Here is an 18,363-nt window from a genome sequence, read left to right as displayed (position 1 = left end):
ATCGTTCGCCCGTTCATTCGCCACATGGCGATGAATCCCGCGGTTGACGCTTCTGGTGTCTGGGCCGCTTATTGCTCTTTAAGCCGCCACCGTTTCCGAAGCCGTTGCTGCGCCGGCATGACCGCCTACGAGGCAGCGCTTGTTGGCGACGTGATATTCGAATTCATCCCAGTAGTGCTTGAGCATGCCGCGCACCGGCATGGCCGCAGCATCGCCGAGCGCGCAAATCGTGCGGCCCATGATGTTGCCAGCCACTGAGTTCAGCAGGTCCAGATCTTCCTGGCGGCCGAGGCCGTGCTCGATACGATGCACGACGCGATACAGCCAGCCGGTGCCTTCGCGGCACGGCGTGCACTGGCCGCAGGACTCTTCGTAATAGAAGTACGACAGACGCAGCAGCGAACGGACCATGCAGCGCGTCTCGTCCATGACGATCACCGCGCCCGAACCGAGCATCGATCCCGCCTTGGCGATCGAGTCATAGTCCATGTCGGTGTGCATCATCATCTCGCCCGGGATGACCGGCGCGGACGAGCCGCCAGGAATCACGGCCTTGATCTTCTTGCCGCCGCGCACACCGCCGGCGAGTTCCATCAGCGTCGCGAACGGCGTGCCGAGCGGAATTTCGTAGTTGCCCGGACGTTCGACGTCGCCCGAGACCGAGAAGATCTTGGTGCCGCCGTTGTTCGGCTTACCCATTTCCAGGTAAGTCTGCGGGCCGACCGTCAGCAGGAACGGCACGGCTGCGAACGTCTCGGTGTTGTTGATGGTGGTCGGCTTGCCGTACACGCCGAAGCTCGCCGGGAACGGCGGCTTGAAGCGCGGCTGGCCCTTCTTGCCTTCCAGCGACTCGAGCAGCGCGGTTTCTTCGCCGCAGATGTAGGCGCCGTAACCGTGGTGCGCATGGAGCTGGAACGAGAAGCCCGAGCCCATGATGTTGTCGCCGAGGAAACCCGCGCGGCGGGCCTCTTCCAGCGCCTGTTCGAAGCGTTGATACACTTCGAAGATTTCACCGTGGATGTAGTTGTAGCCGACCGTAATGCCCATCGCGTAGGCGCCGATCGCCATACCTTCGATCAGGGCATGCGGATTCCAGCGCAGGATGTCGCGGTCCTTGAACGTACCCGGTTCGCCTTCGTCCGAATTACAGACGAGGTACTTCTGCCCCGGGAACTGACGTGGCATGAAGCTCCACTTCAGCCCGGTCGGGAAACCTGCACCGCCCCGTCCACGCAGCCCCGACGCCTTGACGTCGGCAATCACCTGCTCGGGCGGAATCTTCTCTTCCAGAATACGGCGTAGCTGGACGTAACCGCCGCGCGACACGTAATCTTCAAGATGCCAGTTGTCACCGTTCAGGCCGGCGAGAATCAGCGGTTTGATGTGACGATCGTGGAGAGACGTCATTTCGAAAGTTCCTCGAGCAGCTGGTCGATCTTCGCGCGGCTCATGAAGCTGCACATGCGGTGGTTGTTCACCAGCAGTACCGGTGCGTCGCCGCACGCGCCCATGCATTCGCCTTCTTTCAAGGTGAACTTGCCGTCTGCCGTGGTTTCGCCGAAGTCGATGCCGAGCTTCTGCTTCAGGTACTCGGCAGCGCTTTCCGAGCCGCCGTCCGGACCGAGCTGGCACGGCAGGTTCGTGCAGAGCGTGATCTTGTGCTTGCCGACCGGCGCCGTCTCGTACATCGTGTAGAAGGTCGCGACCTCCTGCACGGCGACTGCGGGCATGCCGAGATAGTCCCCCACGAACTGCATCAGTTCGGGCGACAGCCAGCCATGCTCTTCCTGAGCCACGGCCAACGCCGCCATCACGGCGGACTGTTGCTGACCGGCGGGATACTTCGCGATCGCACGATCGATTTCTTTCAGGCCTTCAGCTGAGATCATTTTCAGACACGACTCTTTCAATTCCTACCGAACGAAAACCTGTCGCGTGCTGCAGGTTGCGACAGACCCGGCGTTCCTTTGCTTGACGCGCGCCCACAACGGCTGCGACGCGCACGCCACGATGAAAACCGCTCTTAACGATCGATTTCGCCGAACACGATGTCCTGTGTGCCGATAATCGTCACGGCATCCGCAATCATGTGACCGCGCGCCATTTCGTCGAGCGCGGACAGATGCGCATAACCCGGCGCGCGAATCTTCAGGCGATAAGGCTTGTTGGCGCCGTCCGAGATCAGATAGATGCCGAACTCGCCCTTCGGATGTTCGACAGCCGCGTACGCCTCGCCCTCCGGCACATGGAAGCCTTCCGTGAAGAGCTTGAAATGGTGAATCAGCTCTTCCATGTTCGACTTCATGCCGACGCGCGACGGCGGCGCAACCTTATGATTGTCGATCATTACGGGGCCCGGATTCTTACGCAACCATTCAATGCACTGTTTCGCGATCCGCGTCGATTGACGCATTTCTTCGACGCGAACCAGGTAGCGGTCGTAACAATCGCCGTTCACGCCAACCGGAATGTCGAAGTCCAGCTTGTCATAGACTTCATACGGCTGCTTCTTGCGCAGATCCCACTCGATGCCCGAACCACGCAACATTGCGCCGGTCATGCCCAGTTGCAGCGCGCGCTCCGGGCTGACCACACCAATGCCGACCAGACGCTGCTTCCAGATCCGGTTGTCGGTGAGGAGCGTTTCGTACTCGTCGACACAATGCGGGAAACGGGTGAAGAAATCATCGATGAAGTCGAGCAGCGAGCCCTGGCGTTGCTCGTTCATCTTCGACAATGCCTTCGCATTGCGAATCTTCGAAGCCTTGTACTGCGGCATGGCATCCGGCAGATCGCGATACACGCCGCCCGGACGGTAGTAAGCCGCGTGCATCCGGGCGCCGGACACCGCTTCGTACACGTCCATCAGGTCTTCGCGTTCGCGGAAGGCATACAGAAACACTGCCATCGCACCGACGTCGAGCGCATGCGAGCCGATCCACATCAGGTGGTTCAGCACGCGCGTGATTTCGTCGAACAGCACGCGAATGTATTGGGCGCGCACCGGCACGTCGATGCCGAGCAGCTTTTCGATGGCCAGCACATAGCCGTGCTCGTTGACCATCATCGACACGTAGTCGAGACGGTCCATGTACGGCACGGACTGGATGAAGGTCTTGTTTTCCGCGAGTTTTTCAGTCGCGCGGTGCAGGAGGCCGATGTGCGGGTCGGCGCGCTGGATCACTTCGCCGTCGAGTTCGAGCACGAGGCGCAGCACACCGTGCGCGGCCGGGTGCTGCGGGCCGAAGTTGAGCGTGTAGTTCTTGATCTCTGCCATGGCGTTCTCTTAGTGTTTCAGACCGCCATAGCGATCCTCGCGGATCACGCGCGGCGTGATTTCCCGCGGCTCGATCGTCACAGGCTGATAGACGACGCGCTTCTCTTCCGGGTCGTAACGCATTTCGACGTAGCCGGAGATCGGGAAATCCTTACGGAACGGGTGACCGATGAAACCGTAGTCGGTCAGGATACGGCGCAGGTCCGGGTGACCCTCGAAGACGATGCCGTACAGGTCGAAGGCTTCGCGCTCGTACCAGTTGGCCGAATTCCAGATCTCGACGACCGAGGGAATCAGCGGCACATCGTCATCGGGTGCGAACACGCGCACGCGCAGACGCCAGTTGTTCGACACCGACAGCAGATGCAGCACCGCCGCGAAACGCGGACCGTCGTACGCACCGTCGCCATAGGTCTGGTAGTCGACGCCGCACAGGTCGACCAGTTGCTCGAAGCGCAGCGACAAATCGTCGCGGAGCCGCGTCGCTACATCTTGATATTCTGTGGCACTCACGACGATCGTGAGCTCGCCGATTGCTTCGGTGACGCTCAGCAGGCGGCCGCCAAAGGCCGCCTCGAGGTTCGCTTTCAAGGTCTCGAGTTTGCTTGCCATATTGTGGGAGGAGGCTCTGGCCTTATTGACGGGCGATGGTGTTGGTACGGCGGATCTTCGCCTGTAGCTGGATCACGCCATAGACCAGCGCTTCTGCAGTCGGCGGACAACCCGGCACATAGACGTCGACCGGCACGATCCGGTCACAGCCGCGCACCACCGAATACGAGTAGTGATAGTAGCCGCCGCCGTTCGCGCACGAGCCCATCGAGATCACCCAGCGCGGTTCGGCCATCTGGTCGTAGACCTTGCGCAGAGCGGGCGCCATCTTGTTGCACAGCGTGCCGGCGACGATCATCACGTCCGACTGGCGCGGACTCGGACGAAACACAACGCCAAAACGGTCGAGATCATAACGGGCTGCACCCGCATGCATCATCTCGACCGCGCAACACGCAAGACCGAACGTCATCGGCCACAGGGAGCCGGTGCGCGTCCAGTTGATCAGCTTGTCAGCCGTGGTGGTGACAAACCCTTCCTTCAAGACCCCTTCGATACTCATTTGCTTTCCACTCCAGACGGGGCGGCTAGCGTTCGCCGCCCACGCAAACCGGCGATTAATCCATCATTCCCAGTCCAGGCCGCCTTTCTTCCAGATGTAGGCGAAGCCCAGCAGGAACTCGAGCAGGAAAATCATCATTGCCATGAAGCCGGGCCAGCCGATGTCGCGCAGGGCCACACCCCACGGGAACAGGAACGCGGTTTCAAGATCGAAAATGATGAAGAGAATGGCGACGAGATAGTAGCGCACATCGAATTTCATGCGCGCATCTTCGAATGCTTCGAAGCCGCACTCGTATGGTGCGTTCTTCTCGGTGTCCGGCCTGTTCGGACCGAGGATCTTGCCAATACTGACCAGTGCTACGCCTAAACCAGTGCCCACCAGGAGGAACAACAAGACGGGGTAATAGGCTGCGAGGTTCAAGACTATCCTCAATCGGTTGGTTCTGAGTGCCGCCAGGGACAGAATCACCCGGCACGAAATCACTTCGGCGCGCTTGACGCTGCAAGCTTAACGCAAACACCAAGCCAGAAGCGAAAATGCCAGCCGAAGCGAAGCAAGCGGCTGGCATTTAGATAACATTGGTGCCGACGGCGAGACTCGAACTCGCACAGCTTTCGCCACTACCCCCTCAAGATAGCGTGTCTACCAATTTCACCACGTCGGCACTACTGCAATCCGGGAAATCAACTTGTAAAACCCGCGAATCGCTTCAAGACTTGAATTGTAACTTGTTTAAACAGCTTGTTCAACGCACCGCAGCACTTTTCCCGAAAATTTATTTCGGCACGTCCTGGCCCGGCGTCGATGCGGCGACAGCCGGCACGGCAGCGGACGACGCGCCAGCCGGTGCTGCTGCGGACGACGCCACAACCGGAGCAGTCGCTACCGCGCCGAGCAAGCCCGCAGAAGGCTTGGCGCGATACGAACCGAGATAAGTCAGCGCCAGCGTGGTGACAAAAAAGATCGCAGCGAGCACCGCGGTGGTACGCGACAGGAAGTTCGCCGAACCCGTCGCACCGAACAGACTACCCGACGCGCCGCTGCCAAAAGCAGCGCCCATGTCGGCGCCCTTACCGTGCTGCAGCAACACCAGGCCGATGACCCCAAGCGCCGACATCAACTGAACGACGATAATCAATGTTTTCAAAACCAGCATCACACTCACCTGAGTCTTTGTTTAATCACGCGGTGCAAGAGGCGCCGCGCGCAATGGGTCTTCCTCACCCAGACACCCTGCCTACTGCGTGACGCTCACCGCGCCAGCGGCCTTGCAGATTGCCAGGAAATCCTGCTCCTTCAACGACGCGCCGCCAATCAGGCCGCCGTCGATGTCCGGCTGGCGGAACAACTCTTCCGCATTCTCCGGCTTCACACTGCCGCCATACAACAGTGGTATCTCGGCGACCGCAGCGCCTTTCGCTGCAAGACGCGCACGCAGGAACGCATGAACCTCCTGCGCCTGTTGCGACGTGGCGCTCTTGCCGGTGCCGATCGCCCAAACCGGCTCATAAGCAACGACGATACGCGCCGCTTCTTCGGGCGACAACTTCGCCAGCACTTCATTCAGTTGCGCGCCGACCACCTGCTCGGTCTCGCCCGCTTCGCGCTCTTCAAGCGTTTCGCCGACGCAGACGATCGGCGTCAAACCCGCTTCGAGCACACGCTGCGTCTTGACGGCGACCAGCTCCGAGCTTTCGCGATGATAGGCGCGGCGCTCCGAGTGCCCGACGATCGCGAGCGACGCAGCGAAATCCACCACCATCGGCGCCGCGACCTCACCTGTGTAGGCGCCGCTCGTGAAGGCGGATACATCCTGCACGCCCCACACGACCCGGCTGCCGTCCAGCAGTGCCTGGGCCTGCGCGAGATACGGACCCGGCACGCAGACACCGACCTGTACGTGCTCCGGCAATGCGCCGGCGCCGTACGCCACCGCCTCGAGCAGAACCGCGTTCCCGGCAAGCCGCCCGTGCATCTTCCAGTTACCGACTACCAGTTTCGCTCGTTGTTTCGGCATCGTCTCGTCTTGTCTTGGCGGCGAACTCGGGTTGCGCCGAGAAATTCAAGTTCCGCTTGTTCCGTTTGCAACCTTACTGCCCGCCTTTCGAATTCATGCGGCGCACGCAAAACGCGCAATTTTACTGTGACCAGGCGGATCGGGTCAAACTGCCCGTATCAAACCGACCTTGTCAAGCTGGCCCAGCCAAGCGCGCACCAGCGCCTGCGGCTCTCACCCAGGCGGCCTCGCGGCCGCCGCTACGCCGTCAGCCGGCGGGCTGCGCCGCGCCCCAATCCAGCATGATCTTGCCGACGTGCGTACTGCTTTCCATCAGCGCGTGCGCTTCGGCGGCCTGCGCAGCCGGAAACACCTGATAGATCACCGGCTTGATGCGGCCGTCCTCAAGATGCGGCCACACGTGCGCCTTGAGCTGAGCGGCGATCCTCGCCTTGAACTCCACCGGCCGTGGGCGCAGCGTCGAGCCGGTCACCGTCAGGCGGCGGCGCAGGATCTCGTGCAAATTCAGCTCCGCCTTCGCGCCGCCCAGCGTCGCGATCAGCACGATCCGGCCGCCGTCGGCGAGCGCGCTCAGCTCGCGCGGCACATAGCTGCCCGCCACCATATCGAGGATCACGTCGACACCGCGATCGTTCGTCAGCGACTTGAGGACTTCGACGAAGTCTTCGGTTTTGTAGTTGATCGCACGCTCGGCGCCGAGCTGCTCGCAGGCACGGCACTTGTCGTCCGACCCCGCGGTGGCGAACACGCGAAAGCCCAACGCATGGGCAATCTGGATCGCCGTCACGCCAATGCCGCTCGAACCGCCCTGCACCAGCAGGGTTTCATTCGCCCCGCCCTCGCCCGCGCCCAGTTGCGCGCGCTCGAACACATTGCTCCACACGGTAAAGAAGGTTTCCGGCAACGAAGCCGCTTCGATATCCGAGAGCCCCTTCGGCACCGGCAGACATTGCGCGAGCGGCGCCACCGCGTACTCGGCGTAACCGCCGCCGGCCAGCAACGCGCAGACACGATCGCCGAGTTTCAGGCCGAACGGGTTGTGCTTCTCCTCAATCACCCCGCCGACAATCTCCCCAGCCACTTCCAGCCCCGGCAGGTCCGACGCGCCCGGCGGCGGCGCGTAGCCGCCCTTGCGCTGGAATACGTCCGGACGATTCACGCCCGAGGCAGCCACCTTGATCAGCACTTCGCCCGCTTTCGGCTGCGGCGTAGGCCGCTCAGCGAGCTTCAAGACTTCCGGCGCACCGAATTCAGTAATTTCGATCGCTTTCATCTGCCTCACCTCCAAGGTTTGGATTGCGTTGCACACCCGCGATTCGCGCGGTTTGCAAGGCAATCCACCCTCTCAAGAAAACGCTGGGTCACCCCAGGTTTCTCGCCTCGCAGGAAGTCCCCCTGTGGGATTGCCCCCCTCGGGGGCCTGACGCGTAAGCGGCAGGCCTGGGGGCGCTCATAAGAAACGGCCGGCGCGCATTCACGCTACCGGCCGTTGTCTACCTTACCGCATTACTGCGGAGTCGGTTCGCTTTGCGGCGCACCCGACGCGCCGTCGTTCAGCAACGCCTTCGCCGACAAACGCACGCGGCCCTTCTCGTCCGTCTGGATGACCTTGACCTTCACTTGCTGGCCGTCCTTCAGATAGTCGTTGATGTCCTTGATGCGCTCGTTGGCGATCTCGGAGATGTGCAGCAGACCGTCCTTGCCCGGCAGGATGTTCACGATCGCGCCGAAATCGAGCAGCTTGAGCACGGTGCCTTCATAAACCTGGCCCACTTCGACTTCCAGCGTAATGTTCTCGATACGCTTCTTCGCTTCGGCCATGCCTTCGCTGCTGGTGCTGGCGATGGTAACGACGCCGTCGTCCGAAATATCGATGGTCGTGCCGGTTTCTTCGGTCAGCGCGCGGATCACCGAACCGCCCTTGCCGATCACGTCGCGGATCTTTTCCGGATTGATCTTGATGGTGATCATGCGCGGTGCGAATTCCGACAGTTGCGTGTTCGCACCCGCAACCGCCGAGGTCATCTTGCCGAGAATATGCAGACGGCCTTCCTTCGCCTGAGCGAGGGCGACCTGCATGATTTCCTTGGTGATGCCCTGGATCTTGATGTCCATCTGCAGCGCGGTCACGCCTTGCTCGGTACCCGCCACCTTGAAGTCCATGTCGCCGAGGTGATCTTCGTCGCCGAGGATGTCGGTCAGCACGGCAAACTTGTTGCCTTCGAGAATCAGGCCCATCGCGATGCCGGCGACGTGCGCCTTCATCGGCACGCCGGCGTCCATCAGGGCGAGGCAGCCGCCGCACACCGAAGCCATCGACGACGAACCGTTCGATTCGGTGATTTCCGACACCACGCGGATCGAGTAGCCGAATTCGTCGGCGCTCGGCAGGCACGCAGCCAGCGCGCGCTTCGCGAGACGGCCGTGACCGATTTCACGGCGCTTCGGCGAACCGACGCGACCCGTTTCGCCGGTCGCGAACGGAGGCATGTTGTAGTGGAGCATGAAGCGTTCGCGGTATTCGCCTTCGAGCGCGTCGATGCTCTGCTCGTCGCCCTTGGTGCCGAGCGTGGCCACCACCAGCGCCTGGGTTTCGCCACGCGTGAACAGCGCCGAACCGTGGGTACGCGGCAGCACGCCGGTGCGGATTTCGATCGGGCGCACGGTGCGCGTGTCGCGGCCGTCGATACGCGGCTCGCCGTTCAGGATCTGGCTACGGACGATCTTCGCTTCGATGTCGAACAGCACGTTGCCGACCGTCGCCTTGTCGGCTGCGACGCCACCCGCTGCAGCAGCTTCTTCTTCCAGCCTGGCCGAGGTCGCTGCGTAGACTTCCTTCAGCTTGGTCGAACGCGCCTGCTTGTCGCGGATCTGGTACGCGGCGAGCAGGTCGGCTTGCGCCAGCTCCGTCACGCGAGCGATCAGTGGCTCGTTCTTGGCGGCCGGTTGCCAATCCCACTCCGGCTTGCCGCCTTCGCGCACCAGTTCATGAATCGCGTCGATCGCGATCTGCATTTGCTCGTGACCGTACACGACTGCGCCGAGCATCACCTCTTCGCTCAGTTGCTGCGCTTCCGATTCGACCATCAGCACGGCACGCTCGGTACCGGCGACGACCAGGTCGAGCGCCGAATCCTTCATCTGGGCGCGCGTCGGGTTCAGGACGTATTCGTTGTTGAGGTAGGCCACGCGTGCCGCACCGACCGGGCCGTTGAACGGCAGACCCGACACGGCGAGCGCCGCCGACGCGCCGATCAGCGCGGGAATGTCAGCGGGAATTTCCGGATTCAGCGACAGGACGTGGATCACGACCTGCACTTCGTTGTAAAAGCCTTCCGGGAACAGCGGGCGCAGCGGACGGTCGATCAGGCGCGAAATCAGCGTTTCGCCTTCCGACGGACGGCCTTCGCGGCGGAAGAAGCCACCGGGGATCTTGCCGGCTGCGTAGGTCTTTTCGAGGTAGTCGACCGTCAGCGGGAAGAAGTCCTGGCCCGGCTTGGCGGTCTTGGCGCCGACCACGGTGGCCAGCACAACGGTATCTTCGACGTCGACAATCACAGCACCACTTGCCTGACGAGCGATTTCGCCCGTTTCGAGGCGAACGTTATGTTGTCCCCACTTAAATTCTTTGACGATCTTATTGAACATAGTCATTTTGTCACTCCATCGTTATGCCGCGCGGACCAGAAGCGGCGCGGCAACGCCAGGACCGGCGCCCCATGGGAAGAGGAGTGTTATTTATGCCATTCCAGAGAACCGCGCTTGAGTACGCGAACCGCTGGAATGACACAAAGCTCTGCCCTGAAGCCCGGTTGTGTTGGGTGTTGCCCGCTGCATGAACCGTCACGCTACTGCGGACAACTATCGGTGCACCTCACATGAAGCGCACCGTTCAAAAACAAAATGCCTGTATCAGCGAAACTGACACAGGCATCTTGCTGAGAGCGCCTTACTGCGCGCCCAATTACTTACGCAGACCCAGCTTCTCGATCAGTGCGCGGTAGCGGTCCGCGTCCTTACCCTTCAGGTAGTCGAGCAGCTTACGACGACGGCTCACCATGCGCAGCAGACCGCGGCGGCTGTGGTGGTCCTTCGTGTGTGCCTTGAAGTGAGTGGTCAGTTCATTGATGCGGGTGGTCAGCAGAGCGACCTGAACTTCGGGGGAGCCGGTATCGTTAGCAGCGCGTGCAAATTGCGCAACGACTTCGGACTTCTTGCTTGCTTCAACTGCGGACATATCAATTTCCTTGAGAACTAGACAGGCGGTCACGGAAGAAAGGCCGTGCCGTGGATTACAACGAGGGGCGTATTGTAGCACAGCCTGAACAGGCCGCGAACCCGCCTGTGGCGGAGCGGATTCGCGGGCGCCGGATCAGGGCGGCTTGGGGCTTCAATCAGCCCACGGCAGCGCCTGACCCAAGGCAGCGGGCCAAAAGACGGCAACCTAGGGCAGCCCGCTCAACGCTGCGCCTCAGGGCCGCGTCATACGGCAGGTCGTGGCCGGCACGGTCCGCTCCGGCGGCAGCGCCAGCACCGTGCGGAAGCCATAGCCGGAGCCTTCGTTGTCAAAACGCACACCCGGCGTGCCGGCCTTGTCCATCTCCATCACATAAAGGGGCTGCATCATTTGATGGTCGTCCGCCCGCATCCAGGAAGCGTGAAAGCCGTTGTCGAACTTCATCCCCTCCAGCGCCTTCGCGACTGCCTCGGGCTGGGCGCTGCCCGCCTTGTCGATGGCCGCGGCGAGCATCTCCACCAGCAGCTCCATGCGCAGCACCGGGTAGTCGTCCTGGGCGGCCGGATAGCGGGCGCGGAACGCCTTGTACCACGCGTCCGAGGCGGCGCCGCCCGCATTGGGATGCCAGTCGGCCACCGCGAGCACGCGTTTCACGCCGGCGTCGCCGAGCGCAGCCGGTGCGCCGAGGCTATTGCCATAGAAGGTGTAGAACCTGGTGTCGAGGCCCTGCTCGCGCGCGGCCTTGACCAGCAACGTCAGGTCGTTGCCCCAGTTACCTGTAATGACCGCATCCGCGCCGCTCGCGCGGATTTTGGCGATATACGGCGCGAAATCCTTGACGCGGCCAATCGGGTGAAATTCATCGCCGACGATCGCGATGTCCGGGCGCCTCGTCACCAGCGCCGAGCGCGCCAGCGCGCTGACGTCATGGCCGAAGCTGTAGTCCTGGTTCAGCAGGTAGACCTTCCTGACCGACGGGTCGTGCTCGATCACGTCGGCGAGCGCGGCCATGCGCATGCCGGCGTTCGCGTCGAAGCGGAAATGCCAGAAGCTGCAGGCGGAATTGGTCAGCGCGGGATCGTCGGCGGAATAGTTGAGGAACACTTCCTGGTTGCCGGGCTCGCGGCCGTTCTGCTTCTCGATCGCGCCGATCAGCGCCGCCGCCACCGCCGAGCTATTGCCCTGCAGGATGTAGCCGATATGGCGATCCGCCGCCGCGCGCAACTGCACCAGCGCCTCCTCGGTGCTGCCCTTGCTGTCCAGCACGACCAGTTCGAGCGGATGCGCGCCGTCGGCCAGCTTGACGCCGCCGCGTGCGTTCACCTGTTCGACGCCGAAGCGCAAATTGCGCTCCACCGCCGCCCCGGCGTTCGCGAATGGGCCCGACATGCCTTCGATCAACGCCAACTGAACCGGTTTGCCGGCGGGCGCCGGACTCGCCGGTGCGCCCTGCTGATCCGCCGCCTGCACTGCGGTCATTGCCAGCGCCGCCAGCGTCGCAGCCGCCACACGTCCCCACTTCGCCGCCATGCGCAGCTCCTCTGAATCGTCCGAAGCGCGGATCATAGGGTGCACGGCGTGGAATAAGCAAGCACGCCCCCTCTTATCGCATGATGCTCACAATCTTTTGCTGCCCCGCGTGTCAAAATATTGCGTCTCGATGATAAAAACCGCCATCTAATGCCATCGGAGGAATTCATGCTTACCCGCCACATATCCAGCTTTGCGACGACCGGCGCGTCGGCACGGCGGCGCGGGAATCTGCGGCGCGCTGCGCTAGCGAGTCTCGCGGCCCTGTTGCTCGCCGGCTGCGTCCAGCCGTGGCAGCAGTTCCAGCAGGGCGCGGACGAATCCACCATCGTCGCGAAACTCGGCGCTCCTCGCGAAGTCTACGATCTGCCCAACGGCGGCAAACGCCTGATGTGGCCGACCCAGCCCATGGGCGAAACCACCACCGTCGCGGACATCGACGGCTCCGGCAAGATCGTCAGCGTGCGCCAGGTGCTGCAGCCCAACGAGTTCTATAAGGCTGAAATCGGCAAGTGGACCAAGAGCGACGTGCTGGTCAATTTCGGCCGTCCGGAGGAGACCTCGTACTTCCCGTTGATGAAGCGCGAGGTCTGGACCTATCGCTACCTGGAAGACAACGTCTGGTACATGATGTACAGCTTCTATTTCGACGATCAGGGCCTGCTGAGGACCACGCAGAAATCCCCCGATCCGCTGCACGATCCGGATCGGCGCAATTTCTTCTGAACCTCTGGCCGCGCGAGTCGCGCGTGAGTCCGGCAACCGGTTTTTCCGCCAAGCCGCCTTTTCGGGCGGCCTGTTCATTTATGGCGTAGGGCGAGGATTTTTGTAGCGCCGATTTTTGTTCGCACAGCAGGATTGTTTTCTGATAGAAAGGCAATCGTAAGGATAAGCGACGCTGCATCATGCTGCCTGCATCCCTTCGAGGCGAGCGTAACGGCAACGTCGAACTTGCTTGACTTCCGGAGCCGCTATCGATGAACCGCCCCAAACGCCTGCTGGTCGCCAATGTTGCCTGGGCTCATGAAACCGCCGCCCGCAACCCTGAGTTCTTTCGCGAGCTCGCGCGAGGTCAGAATCCCCATGTGCTGTGGATCGGCTGCTCGGACAGCCGCGTGCCCGCCGAAACGGTCACGCACTGCGAGCCGGGCGATCTGTTCGTACACCGCAATATCGCCAACCTCTTTCATCCCGACGACGACAACTCGACGAGCGTTCTCGAATACGCGGTACGGGTGCTCGAGGTCGGGCATGTGATCGTCTGCGGACACTACGGTTGCGGCGGGGTGCGCGCCGCGTTGCTGCCGCCCGAACCGGGTCTCAAACACGTGAATCGCCGCATCGCGCCGTTATGCGCGTTGGCCGTGCGTCATCGCGCCGAACTCGATGGTCATGACAATGAGCCCGCGCGCGTCAATCGCCTCGCCGAGCTAAACGTGCTCGAGCAGGTGCGCCAGTTGCGTGCGAGTCCGATCGTGCGGGAGGCGGATGCGCCACCGCTCGTGCACGGCTGGATCTTCTCGCTCGAGGACGGCCGCATCAAGGTGCTGACCTCCGGCTACCAGGCAGACGACGCCATGACCTGTACGGCGAGCGCACACAGCGCCGCGTAGCGCCGCGACGGGTTTCAACCGGTCCCGCTTTCTTCGCGTTCCTCGCACGCGCCGCATTCCACCCACCTGCACAATCAACATGAATCTTCGATCTTTCTTCAACACGTTTCAGCGCGATCTGCTGGCGGGCACAGTCGTATTTCTCGTAGCGCTGCCGCTGTGCCTCGGCATTGCCAATGCTTCGGGCGTCGCGCCGTTTGCAGGCCTCGTGTCCGGCATCGTCGGCGGACTGGTGGTGGCTGTGCTGAGCGGCTCACGGCTGAGCGTAAGCGGACCGGCGGCGGGTCTCGTCGTGATCGTCGTCGACGGGATCGCGCAACTCGGCAGCTTCGCGGCCTTCCTGCTCGCGGTGCTGCTGTCGGGCGTCATCCAGTTCGGTTTCGGCATGCTCAAGGCCGGGCGCTTTGCGGCCTATGTGCCGTCACCGGTCATCAAGGGCATGCTGGCGGCAATCGGCGTGCTGCTGATCGTCAAGCAATTACCGCTTGCGCTCGGCATGGCGGCCCCGCATACAGCGCCAGCCGCTGCGCAGTCCGCGGCGGCGATCGCGACGCCGCTCGGCTCGATCTCCGTGACTGCCGCCGCGGTCACCTTGCTGTCGATGGCCATTCTGATCGGCTGGGAAACCCGCGCGCTGCGCCGCTTCGCGCTGGTGCGGCTGATACCGGCGCCGCTGGCCGTGGTCTTGCTGGGCATCGGCTCGACGTTACTGCTAGGTCTGTTGACGCCCGCACTCGCACCACCCGCCGAACATCGCGTCGCACTGCCGCCGCTCGAATCGTTCGCGGCCTTGCAAGTGGCGCTGAAATGGGTCGACTTCGGCCCTCACTGCGCGCAACTTCTGAATCCCGACGTCTGGCGCGTGGCCATTACGCTGGCAATCGTTGCGAGTCTCGAAACGCTGCTGAGTCTCGAAGCGGTCGAGCAGATCGATCCACAGCGCCGGGCCGCACCGCCGGATCGCGAACTCAAGGCACAAGGGGTAGGCAATCTGATCGCAGGCGCAATCGGCGGCCTGCCCATCACCTCGGTGATCGTGCGCAGCTCCGCCAACGTTCATGCGGGCGCGCAGAGCCGGCTGTCGGCCATCATCCACGGCGTGCTGCTGCTCGTCAGCGTGTTCGCGCTCACCAGCGTCATCAATCTGATCCCGCTCGCCTGTCTCGCAGCGATCCTGATCTTCACCGGGTTCAAGCTGGCCAAGCCGTCGTTGCTCGTCGCCATCGCGCGGCAGGGCTTCGCGCCGTTTACACCCTTCATCGTCACGCTGGTGGGCGTGCTGGCGACCGATCTGCTGATCGGCATCGTACTCGGCATACTGTGCAGCGTGTTGCTCGCGCTCTATGCAAACCTGCGCAGCCCGATCATGCTCGCGCAGCACGGCGATCACTATCTGCTGTCGTTTCGCAAAGACGTGTCGTTTCTCGGCAAAGTGCCGCTCAAGCACTATCTGCAACAGATCCCGGACGGAGCGACGTTGATCGTCGATGCGACGCGAGCCGATTTCGTCGATCACGACGTACGCGAGTTGCTCGACACGTTTGTGGCCGATGCGCCGCGGCGCCAGATCGCCGTCGACGTGCGGCATCAGGTTCGGGCCCAGGCCCGCGCGGCCCGTGGCTGGTCGATGCGCCGGCCGGTGGCGGAGTAGCTGTGAAGCAGGCAAGCCGCAACTGGATCAGACGCTCGCAGTAAAAAAAGCCCTGTGCTTTTCACGGCACAGGGCTTCGTCTCGGTTCACAGCAGCAGATCAGGGCACCCTGCTTACACGCCTTCCGAGCGTTGCGGATTCAGCTTGTCGACGTTCGAATACAGCTTGTTGAGCGCCGAGATATAAGCCTTCGCGGATGCCGCGACGATATCCGGATCGGTGCCCACGCCGTTGACGATGCGCCCGCTCTTCGACAGCCGCACCGTCACTTCGCCCTGCGCCTGAGTGCCGGTGGTGATCGCGTTGACCGAATACAGCAGCAGCTCCGAGCCGCTGCCAACTTCCGTTTCAATCGCGTTGAGCGTCGCATCCACCGGGCCGTTGCCGCGCGCTTCGCCGGTCACTTCCTTGCCCTCGACCGTGAACACGATGCGGGCATGCGGTTGTTCGCCGGTTTCCGAATGCTGCGACAGCGACAGGAATTTGTAGTGCTCTTTTTCCTGCGCCTCTGCGGATTCTTCGGTGACGATCGCAATGATGTCTTCGTCGAAAATCTCCGCCTTACGATCGGCCAATTCCTTGAAGCGGGCAAACGCCGCGTTCAATTCGCCTTCGCTGTCAAGCGACACGCCGAGTTCCTGCAGGCGCTGCTTGAACGCATTGCGGCCCGACAGCTTGCCGAGCACGATCTTGTTCGCGCTCCAGCCCACATCTTCGGCACGCATGATTTCATACGTGTCGCGCGCCTTCAGCACGCCGTCCTGGTGAATGCCCGAGGCGTGCGCAAAGGCATTCGCACCGACCACGGCCTTGTTCGGCTGCACCACGAAACCGGTGATCTGCGAGACGAGCTTCGAGGCCGGCACGATCTGCGTCGTATCGATGCCGAGGTCGAGGCCGAAGTAGTCCTTACGGGTCTTCACCGCCATGACGATTTCTTCAAGCGAAGTATTGCCCGCGCGCTCGCCGAGACCGTTAATCGTGCACTCCACCTGACGCGCGCCGCCGATCTGCACGCCGGCGAGCGAGTTCGCCACCGCCATGCCGAGGTCGTTATGGCAGTGCACGGAGAACACCGCCTTGTCCGAATTCGGAATCCTCTCGCGCAGCGTCTTGACGAGCTGGCCATACAGTTCCGGCACGCCGTAGCCGACCGTATCCGCGATATTGATGGTCGTCGCACCTTCGGCGATCACGGCTTCCAGCACGCGGCACAGGAAATCCATATCCGAACGGCTGCCGTCTTCCGGCGAAAATTCAACGTCGTTGGTGAACTTGCGCGCAAAACGCACCGCCAGCTTCGCTTGCTCGAGCACCTGCTCCGGCGTCATGCGCAGCTTCTTTTCCATGTGCAACGGCGACGTCGCAATGAACGTGTGGATGCGGAAATGATCGGCCGGTTTCAGCGCGTCAGCGGCGCGCTGGATGTCCTTGTCGTTGGCGCGGGCGAGCGAACAGACGGTGCTGTCCTTGATCATCGAGGCAATCGTGTGGATTGCGTCGAAGTCGCCGTTCGAGCTGGCCGCGAAGCCGGCTTCGATGATGTCCACCTTCATGCGCTCCAACTGCTTGGCGATGCGGATTTTTTCTTCCTTCGTCATCGACGCACCGGGCGATTGCTCGCCATCGCGCAACGTCGTGTCGAAAATGATCAGTTTGTCTGCCATCTCGGGTCTCCTGGGAGGATTCGGTCAAATAAGGGGATCGAAAAACGGAATTCGGGTGTTTGCGCCACCGCTGGCGACGCCAAACAACGAACGAGGCAGACGGGGGGCGAAAACGATCAGCGCGGTAGGCGCGCTAGCGCTAGCACGCATAGCAGCGCGCCGGCTTGAAGAGACAGGAAGGGGAACTGGGAAGTAACCATCCGGTGACTATAGCGGCATTCGGAAAATCGCGCAATTGGCTCGACTCCTGCCCCAAAGCTGGGCAGGACGGCGTGCGCCAGGAAAAACGGCAGCCCGGGGGCTGCCGCTTCGCTCCTCCCCGCCCCTGCCGGCAAGCCACGCTCTGCGGGCCAGCAAACAGGACGGCGCGTCAGCGTTCGCGCTCTACCGAGCGGGCCGGATTGGCTCTGCCGCGCAATGTCTGATAGCCCCAGAACACATAGCCCGACAGGCCATACAGGACGAACAGGCCGAACAGCATCAGCGGCGGATCCGAGGACACCAGCACGAATGCCATCACCACCAGCAAGATCACGCCGAACGGCACCCGGTGCCGTACGTCGAGCGCCTTGCCGCTGTAGAACGGCGCGTTCGACACCATCGTCACACCGGCGTAGATGGTCAGCACGAAGGCGACCCACGGCAGCCAGACCAGCTTGACCGGCACACGGTTGTCGGTGGCGAGCCAGACGAAACCGGCGATCAGCGCGGCGGCGGCCGGGCTCGGCATACCCTGGAAGAAGCGCTTGTCGACCACGCCGATATTGGTGTTGAAACGCGCCAGACGCAGCGCCGCCCCCGAGCAGTAGACGAACGCTGCGAGCCAACCCCAGCGGCCCAGATCTTTCAGCACCCACTCGTACATGACAAGTGCCGGCGCGACGCCGAACGACACCATGTCCGAGAGGCTGTCGAACTGTTCGCCGAACGCGCTTTGCGTATGGGTCATCCGCGCGACACGGCCGTCCATGCCGTCGAGCACCATGGCGACGAAAATCGCGATCGCGGCGACCTCGAAGCGCACGTTCATGGCCTGCACCACCGCGAAGAAGCCGCAGAACAGCGCGGCGGTGGTAAACGAGTTGGGCAGCAGGTAAATACCGCGCTTCCTCAGAAACTGCTGGCGCGCAGCACGACGGTTGTCGAGCGGCAGCGCTTCCTGCACCATCGGCTTGTTGCGGCGAAACGGCCGCGGCTGCGGAGCAGCGTTGTTACGGGGACGACGCTTGAATGCGGCCATCGGAAAACCTCCTT

General features: G+C 62.5%; 17 protein-coding genes and 1 tRNA gene. 3 read left to right on the top strand and 15 right to left on the bottom strand.

The features are described 5' to 3' along the window. Positions 1 to 78 precede the first annotated feature (78 nt). The 13 genes from nuoF to AC1ECK_RS27785 all read right to left on the bottom strand — a co-directional run bounded on the left by nuoF (position 79) and on the right by AC1ECK_RS27785 (position 12,178). Positions 79 to 1,407, bottom strand: a complete 1,329-nt coding sequence (gene nuoF / locus AC1ECK_RS27845; RefSeq protein WP_480324920.1) for an NADH-quinone oxidoreductase subunit NuoF — start codon at positions 1,405 to 1,407, stop codon at positions 79 to 81. After that, complete coding sequence (gene nuoE, locus AC1ECK_RS27840; protein WP_137954534.1) at positions 1,404 to 1,889, bottom strand: NADH-quinone oxidoreductase subunit NuoE; 486 nt, start codon at positions 1,887 to 1,889, stop codon at positions 1,404 to 1,406. The genes nuoF and nuoE overlap by 4 nt, the downstream gene beginning before the upstream one ends. A gap of 134 nt (positions 1,890 to 2,023) precedes the next feature. Further along, positions 2,024 to 3,277 carry an NADH-quinone oxidoreductase subunit D gene (locus AC1ECK_RS27835; RefSeq protein WP_480324918.1) on the bottom strand — a complete coding sequence of 418 codons (1,254 nt, stop codon included), beginning with the start codon at positions 3,275 to 3,277 and terminating at the stop codon, positions 2,024 to 2,026. Positions 3,278 to 3,286: 9 nt separating this feature from the next. Continuing rightward, positions 3,287 to 3,889 (bottom strand): NADH-quinone oxidoreductase subunit C, encoded by a 603-nt coding sequence (locus tag AC1ECK_RS27830; protein ID WP_480324916.1) that lies wholly within the window; start codon positions 3,887 to 3,889, stop codon positions 3,287 to 3,289. A 22-nt stretch (positions 3,890 to 3,911) separates the two neighbouring features. Beyond that, a complete protein-coding gene (locus AC1ECK_RS27825; RefSeq protein WP_006052903.1) occupies positions 3,912 to 4,391 on the bottom strand; it encodes a NuoB/complex I 20 kDa subunit family protein in 480 nt (159 codons plus the stop codon). 63 nt (positions 4,392 to 4,454) lie between these two features. After that, the gene (locus AC1ECK_RS27820) at positions 4,455 to 4,814 is read right to left on the bottom strand and encodes an NADH-quinone oxidoreductase subunit A (RefSeq protein WP_074265311.1); all 360 of its coding nucleotides are present in this window, start codon (positions 4,812 to 4,814) and stop codon (positions 4,455 to 4,457) included. Positions 4,815 to 4,973: 159 nt separating this feature from the next. After that, positions 4,974 to 5,058, bottom strand: a tRNA-Leu gene (locus AC1ECK_RS27815). A 111-nt stretch (positions 5,059 to 5,169) separates the two neighbouring features. Beyond that, the gene (secG, locus tag AC1ECK_RS27810) at positions 5,170 to 5,550 is read right to left on the bottom strand and encodes a preprotein translocase subunit SecG (RefSeq protein ID WP_480324914.1); all 381 of its coding nucleotides are present in this window, start codon (positions 5,548 to 5,550) and stop codon (positions 5,170 to 5,172) included. An 81-nt stretch (positions 5,551 to 5,631) separates the two neighbouring features. After that, positions 5,632 to 6,411, bottom strand: a complete 780-nt coding sequence (tpiA, locus tag AC1ECK_RS27805) for a triose-phosphate isomerase (protein ID WP_480324912.1) — start codon at positions 6,409 to 6,411, stop codon at positions 5,632 to 5,634. 247 nt (positions 6,412 to 6,658) lie between these two features. After that, complete coding sequence (locus tag AC1ECK_RS27800; protein ID WP_480324910.1) at positions 6,659 to 7,684, bottom strand: NAD(P)H-quinone oxidoreductase; 1,026 nt, start codon at positions 7,682 to 7,684, stop codon at positions 6,659 to 6,661. A gap of 233 nt (positions 7,685 to 7,917) precedes the next feature. Further along, complete coding sequence (gene pnp, locus AC1ECK_RS27795) at positions 7,918 to 10,065, bottom strand: polyribonucleotide nucleotidyltransferase (protein ID WP_480324908.1); 2,148 nt, start codon at positions 10,063 to 10,065, stop codon at positions 7,918 to 7,920. Between the two features lie 310 nt (positions 10,066 to 10,375). Continuing rightward, positions 10,376 to 10,648, bottom strand: a complete 273-nt coding sequence (rpsO, locus tag AC1ECK_RS27790; protein ID WP_480324906.1) for a 30S ribosomal protein S15 — start codon at positions 10,646 to 10,648, stop codon at positions 10,376 to 10,378. A 234-nt stretch (positions 10,649 to 10,882) separates the two neighbouring features. Further along, entirely contained in the window at positions 10,883 to 12,178 is a 1,296-nt protein-coding gene (locus AC1ECK_RS27785; protein ID WP_480324904.1) for a branched-chain amino acid ABC transporter substrate-binding protein, read from the bottom strand. 168 nt (positions 12,179 to 12,346) lie between these two features. Between AC1ECK_RS27785 and AC1ECK_RS27780 the strand changes: the two genes are divergently transcribed. The 3 genes from AC1ECK_RS27780 (at position 12,347) to AC1ECK_RS27770 (ending at position 15,442) form a co-directional block, all read left to right on the top strand. Next, complete coding sequence (locus tag AC1ECK_RS27780; protein WP_480324902.1) at positions 12,347 to 12,904, top strand: hypothetical protein; 558 nt, start codon at positions 12,347 to 12,349, stop codon at positions 12,902 to 12,904. Between the two features lie 251 nt (positions 12,905 to 13,155). Then, the gene (locus AC1ECK_RS27775; RefSeq protein WP_480324900.1) at positions 13,156 to 13,791 is read left to right on the top strand and encodes a carbonic anhydrase; all 636 of its coding nucleotides are present in this window, start codon (positions 13,156 to 13,158) and stop codon (positions 13,789 to 13,791) included. Between the two features lie 79 nt (positions 13,792 to 13,870). Beyond that, entirely contained in the window at positions 13,871 to 15,442 is a 1,572-nt protein-coding gene (locus AC1ECK_RS27770; RefSeq protein WP_480324898.1) for a SulP family inorganic anion transporter, read from the top strand. A 113-nt stretch (positions 15,443 to 15,555) separates the two neighbouring features. On the opposite strand, the gene AC1ECK_RS27765 is transcribed toward AC1ECK_RS27770, so the two are convergent. Continuing rightward, the gene (locus AC1ECK_RS27765; RefSeq protein WP_480324896.1) at positions 15,556 to 17,109 is read right to left on the bottom strand and encodes a 2-isopropylmalate synthase; all 1,554 of its coding nucleotides are present in this window, start codon (positions 17,107 to 17,109) and stop codon (positions 15,556 to 15,558) included. A 370-nt stretch (positions 17,110 to 17,479) separates the two neighbouring features. Next, positions 17,480 to 18,349, bottom strand: coding sequence for a CDP-diacylglycerol--serine O-phosphatidyltransferase (gene pssA / locus AC1ECK_RS27760; RefSeq protein WP_480324894.1), 870 nt, complete (start codon positions 18,347 to 18,349; stop codon positions 17,480 to 17,482). Positions 18,350 to 18,363: the final 14 nt, after the last annotated feature.

This window comes from Paraburkholderia sp. SSBN10T (assembly GCF_056619545.1).
This window is presented reverse-complemented; position numbering and strand designations above follow the sequence as displayed.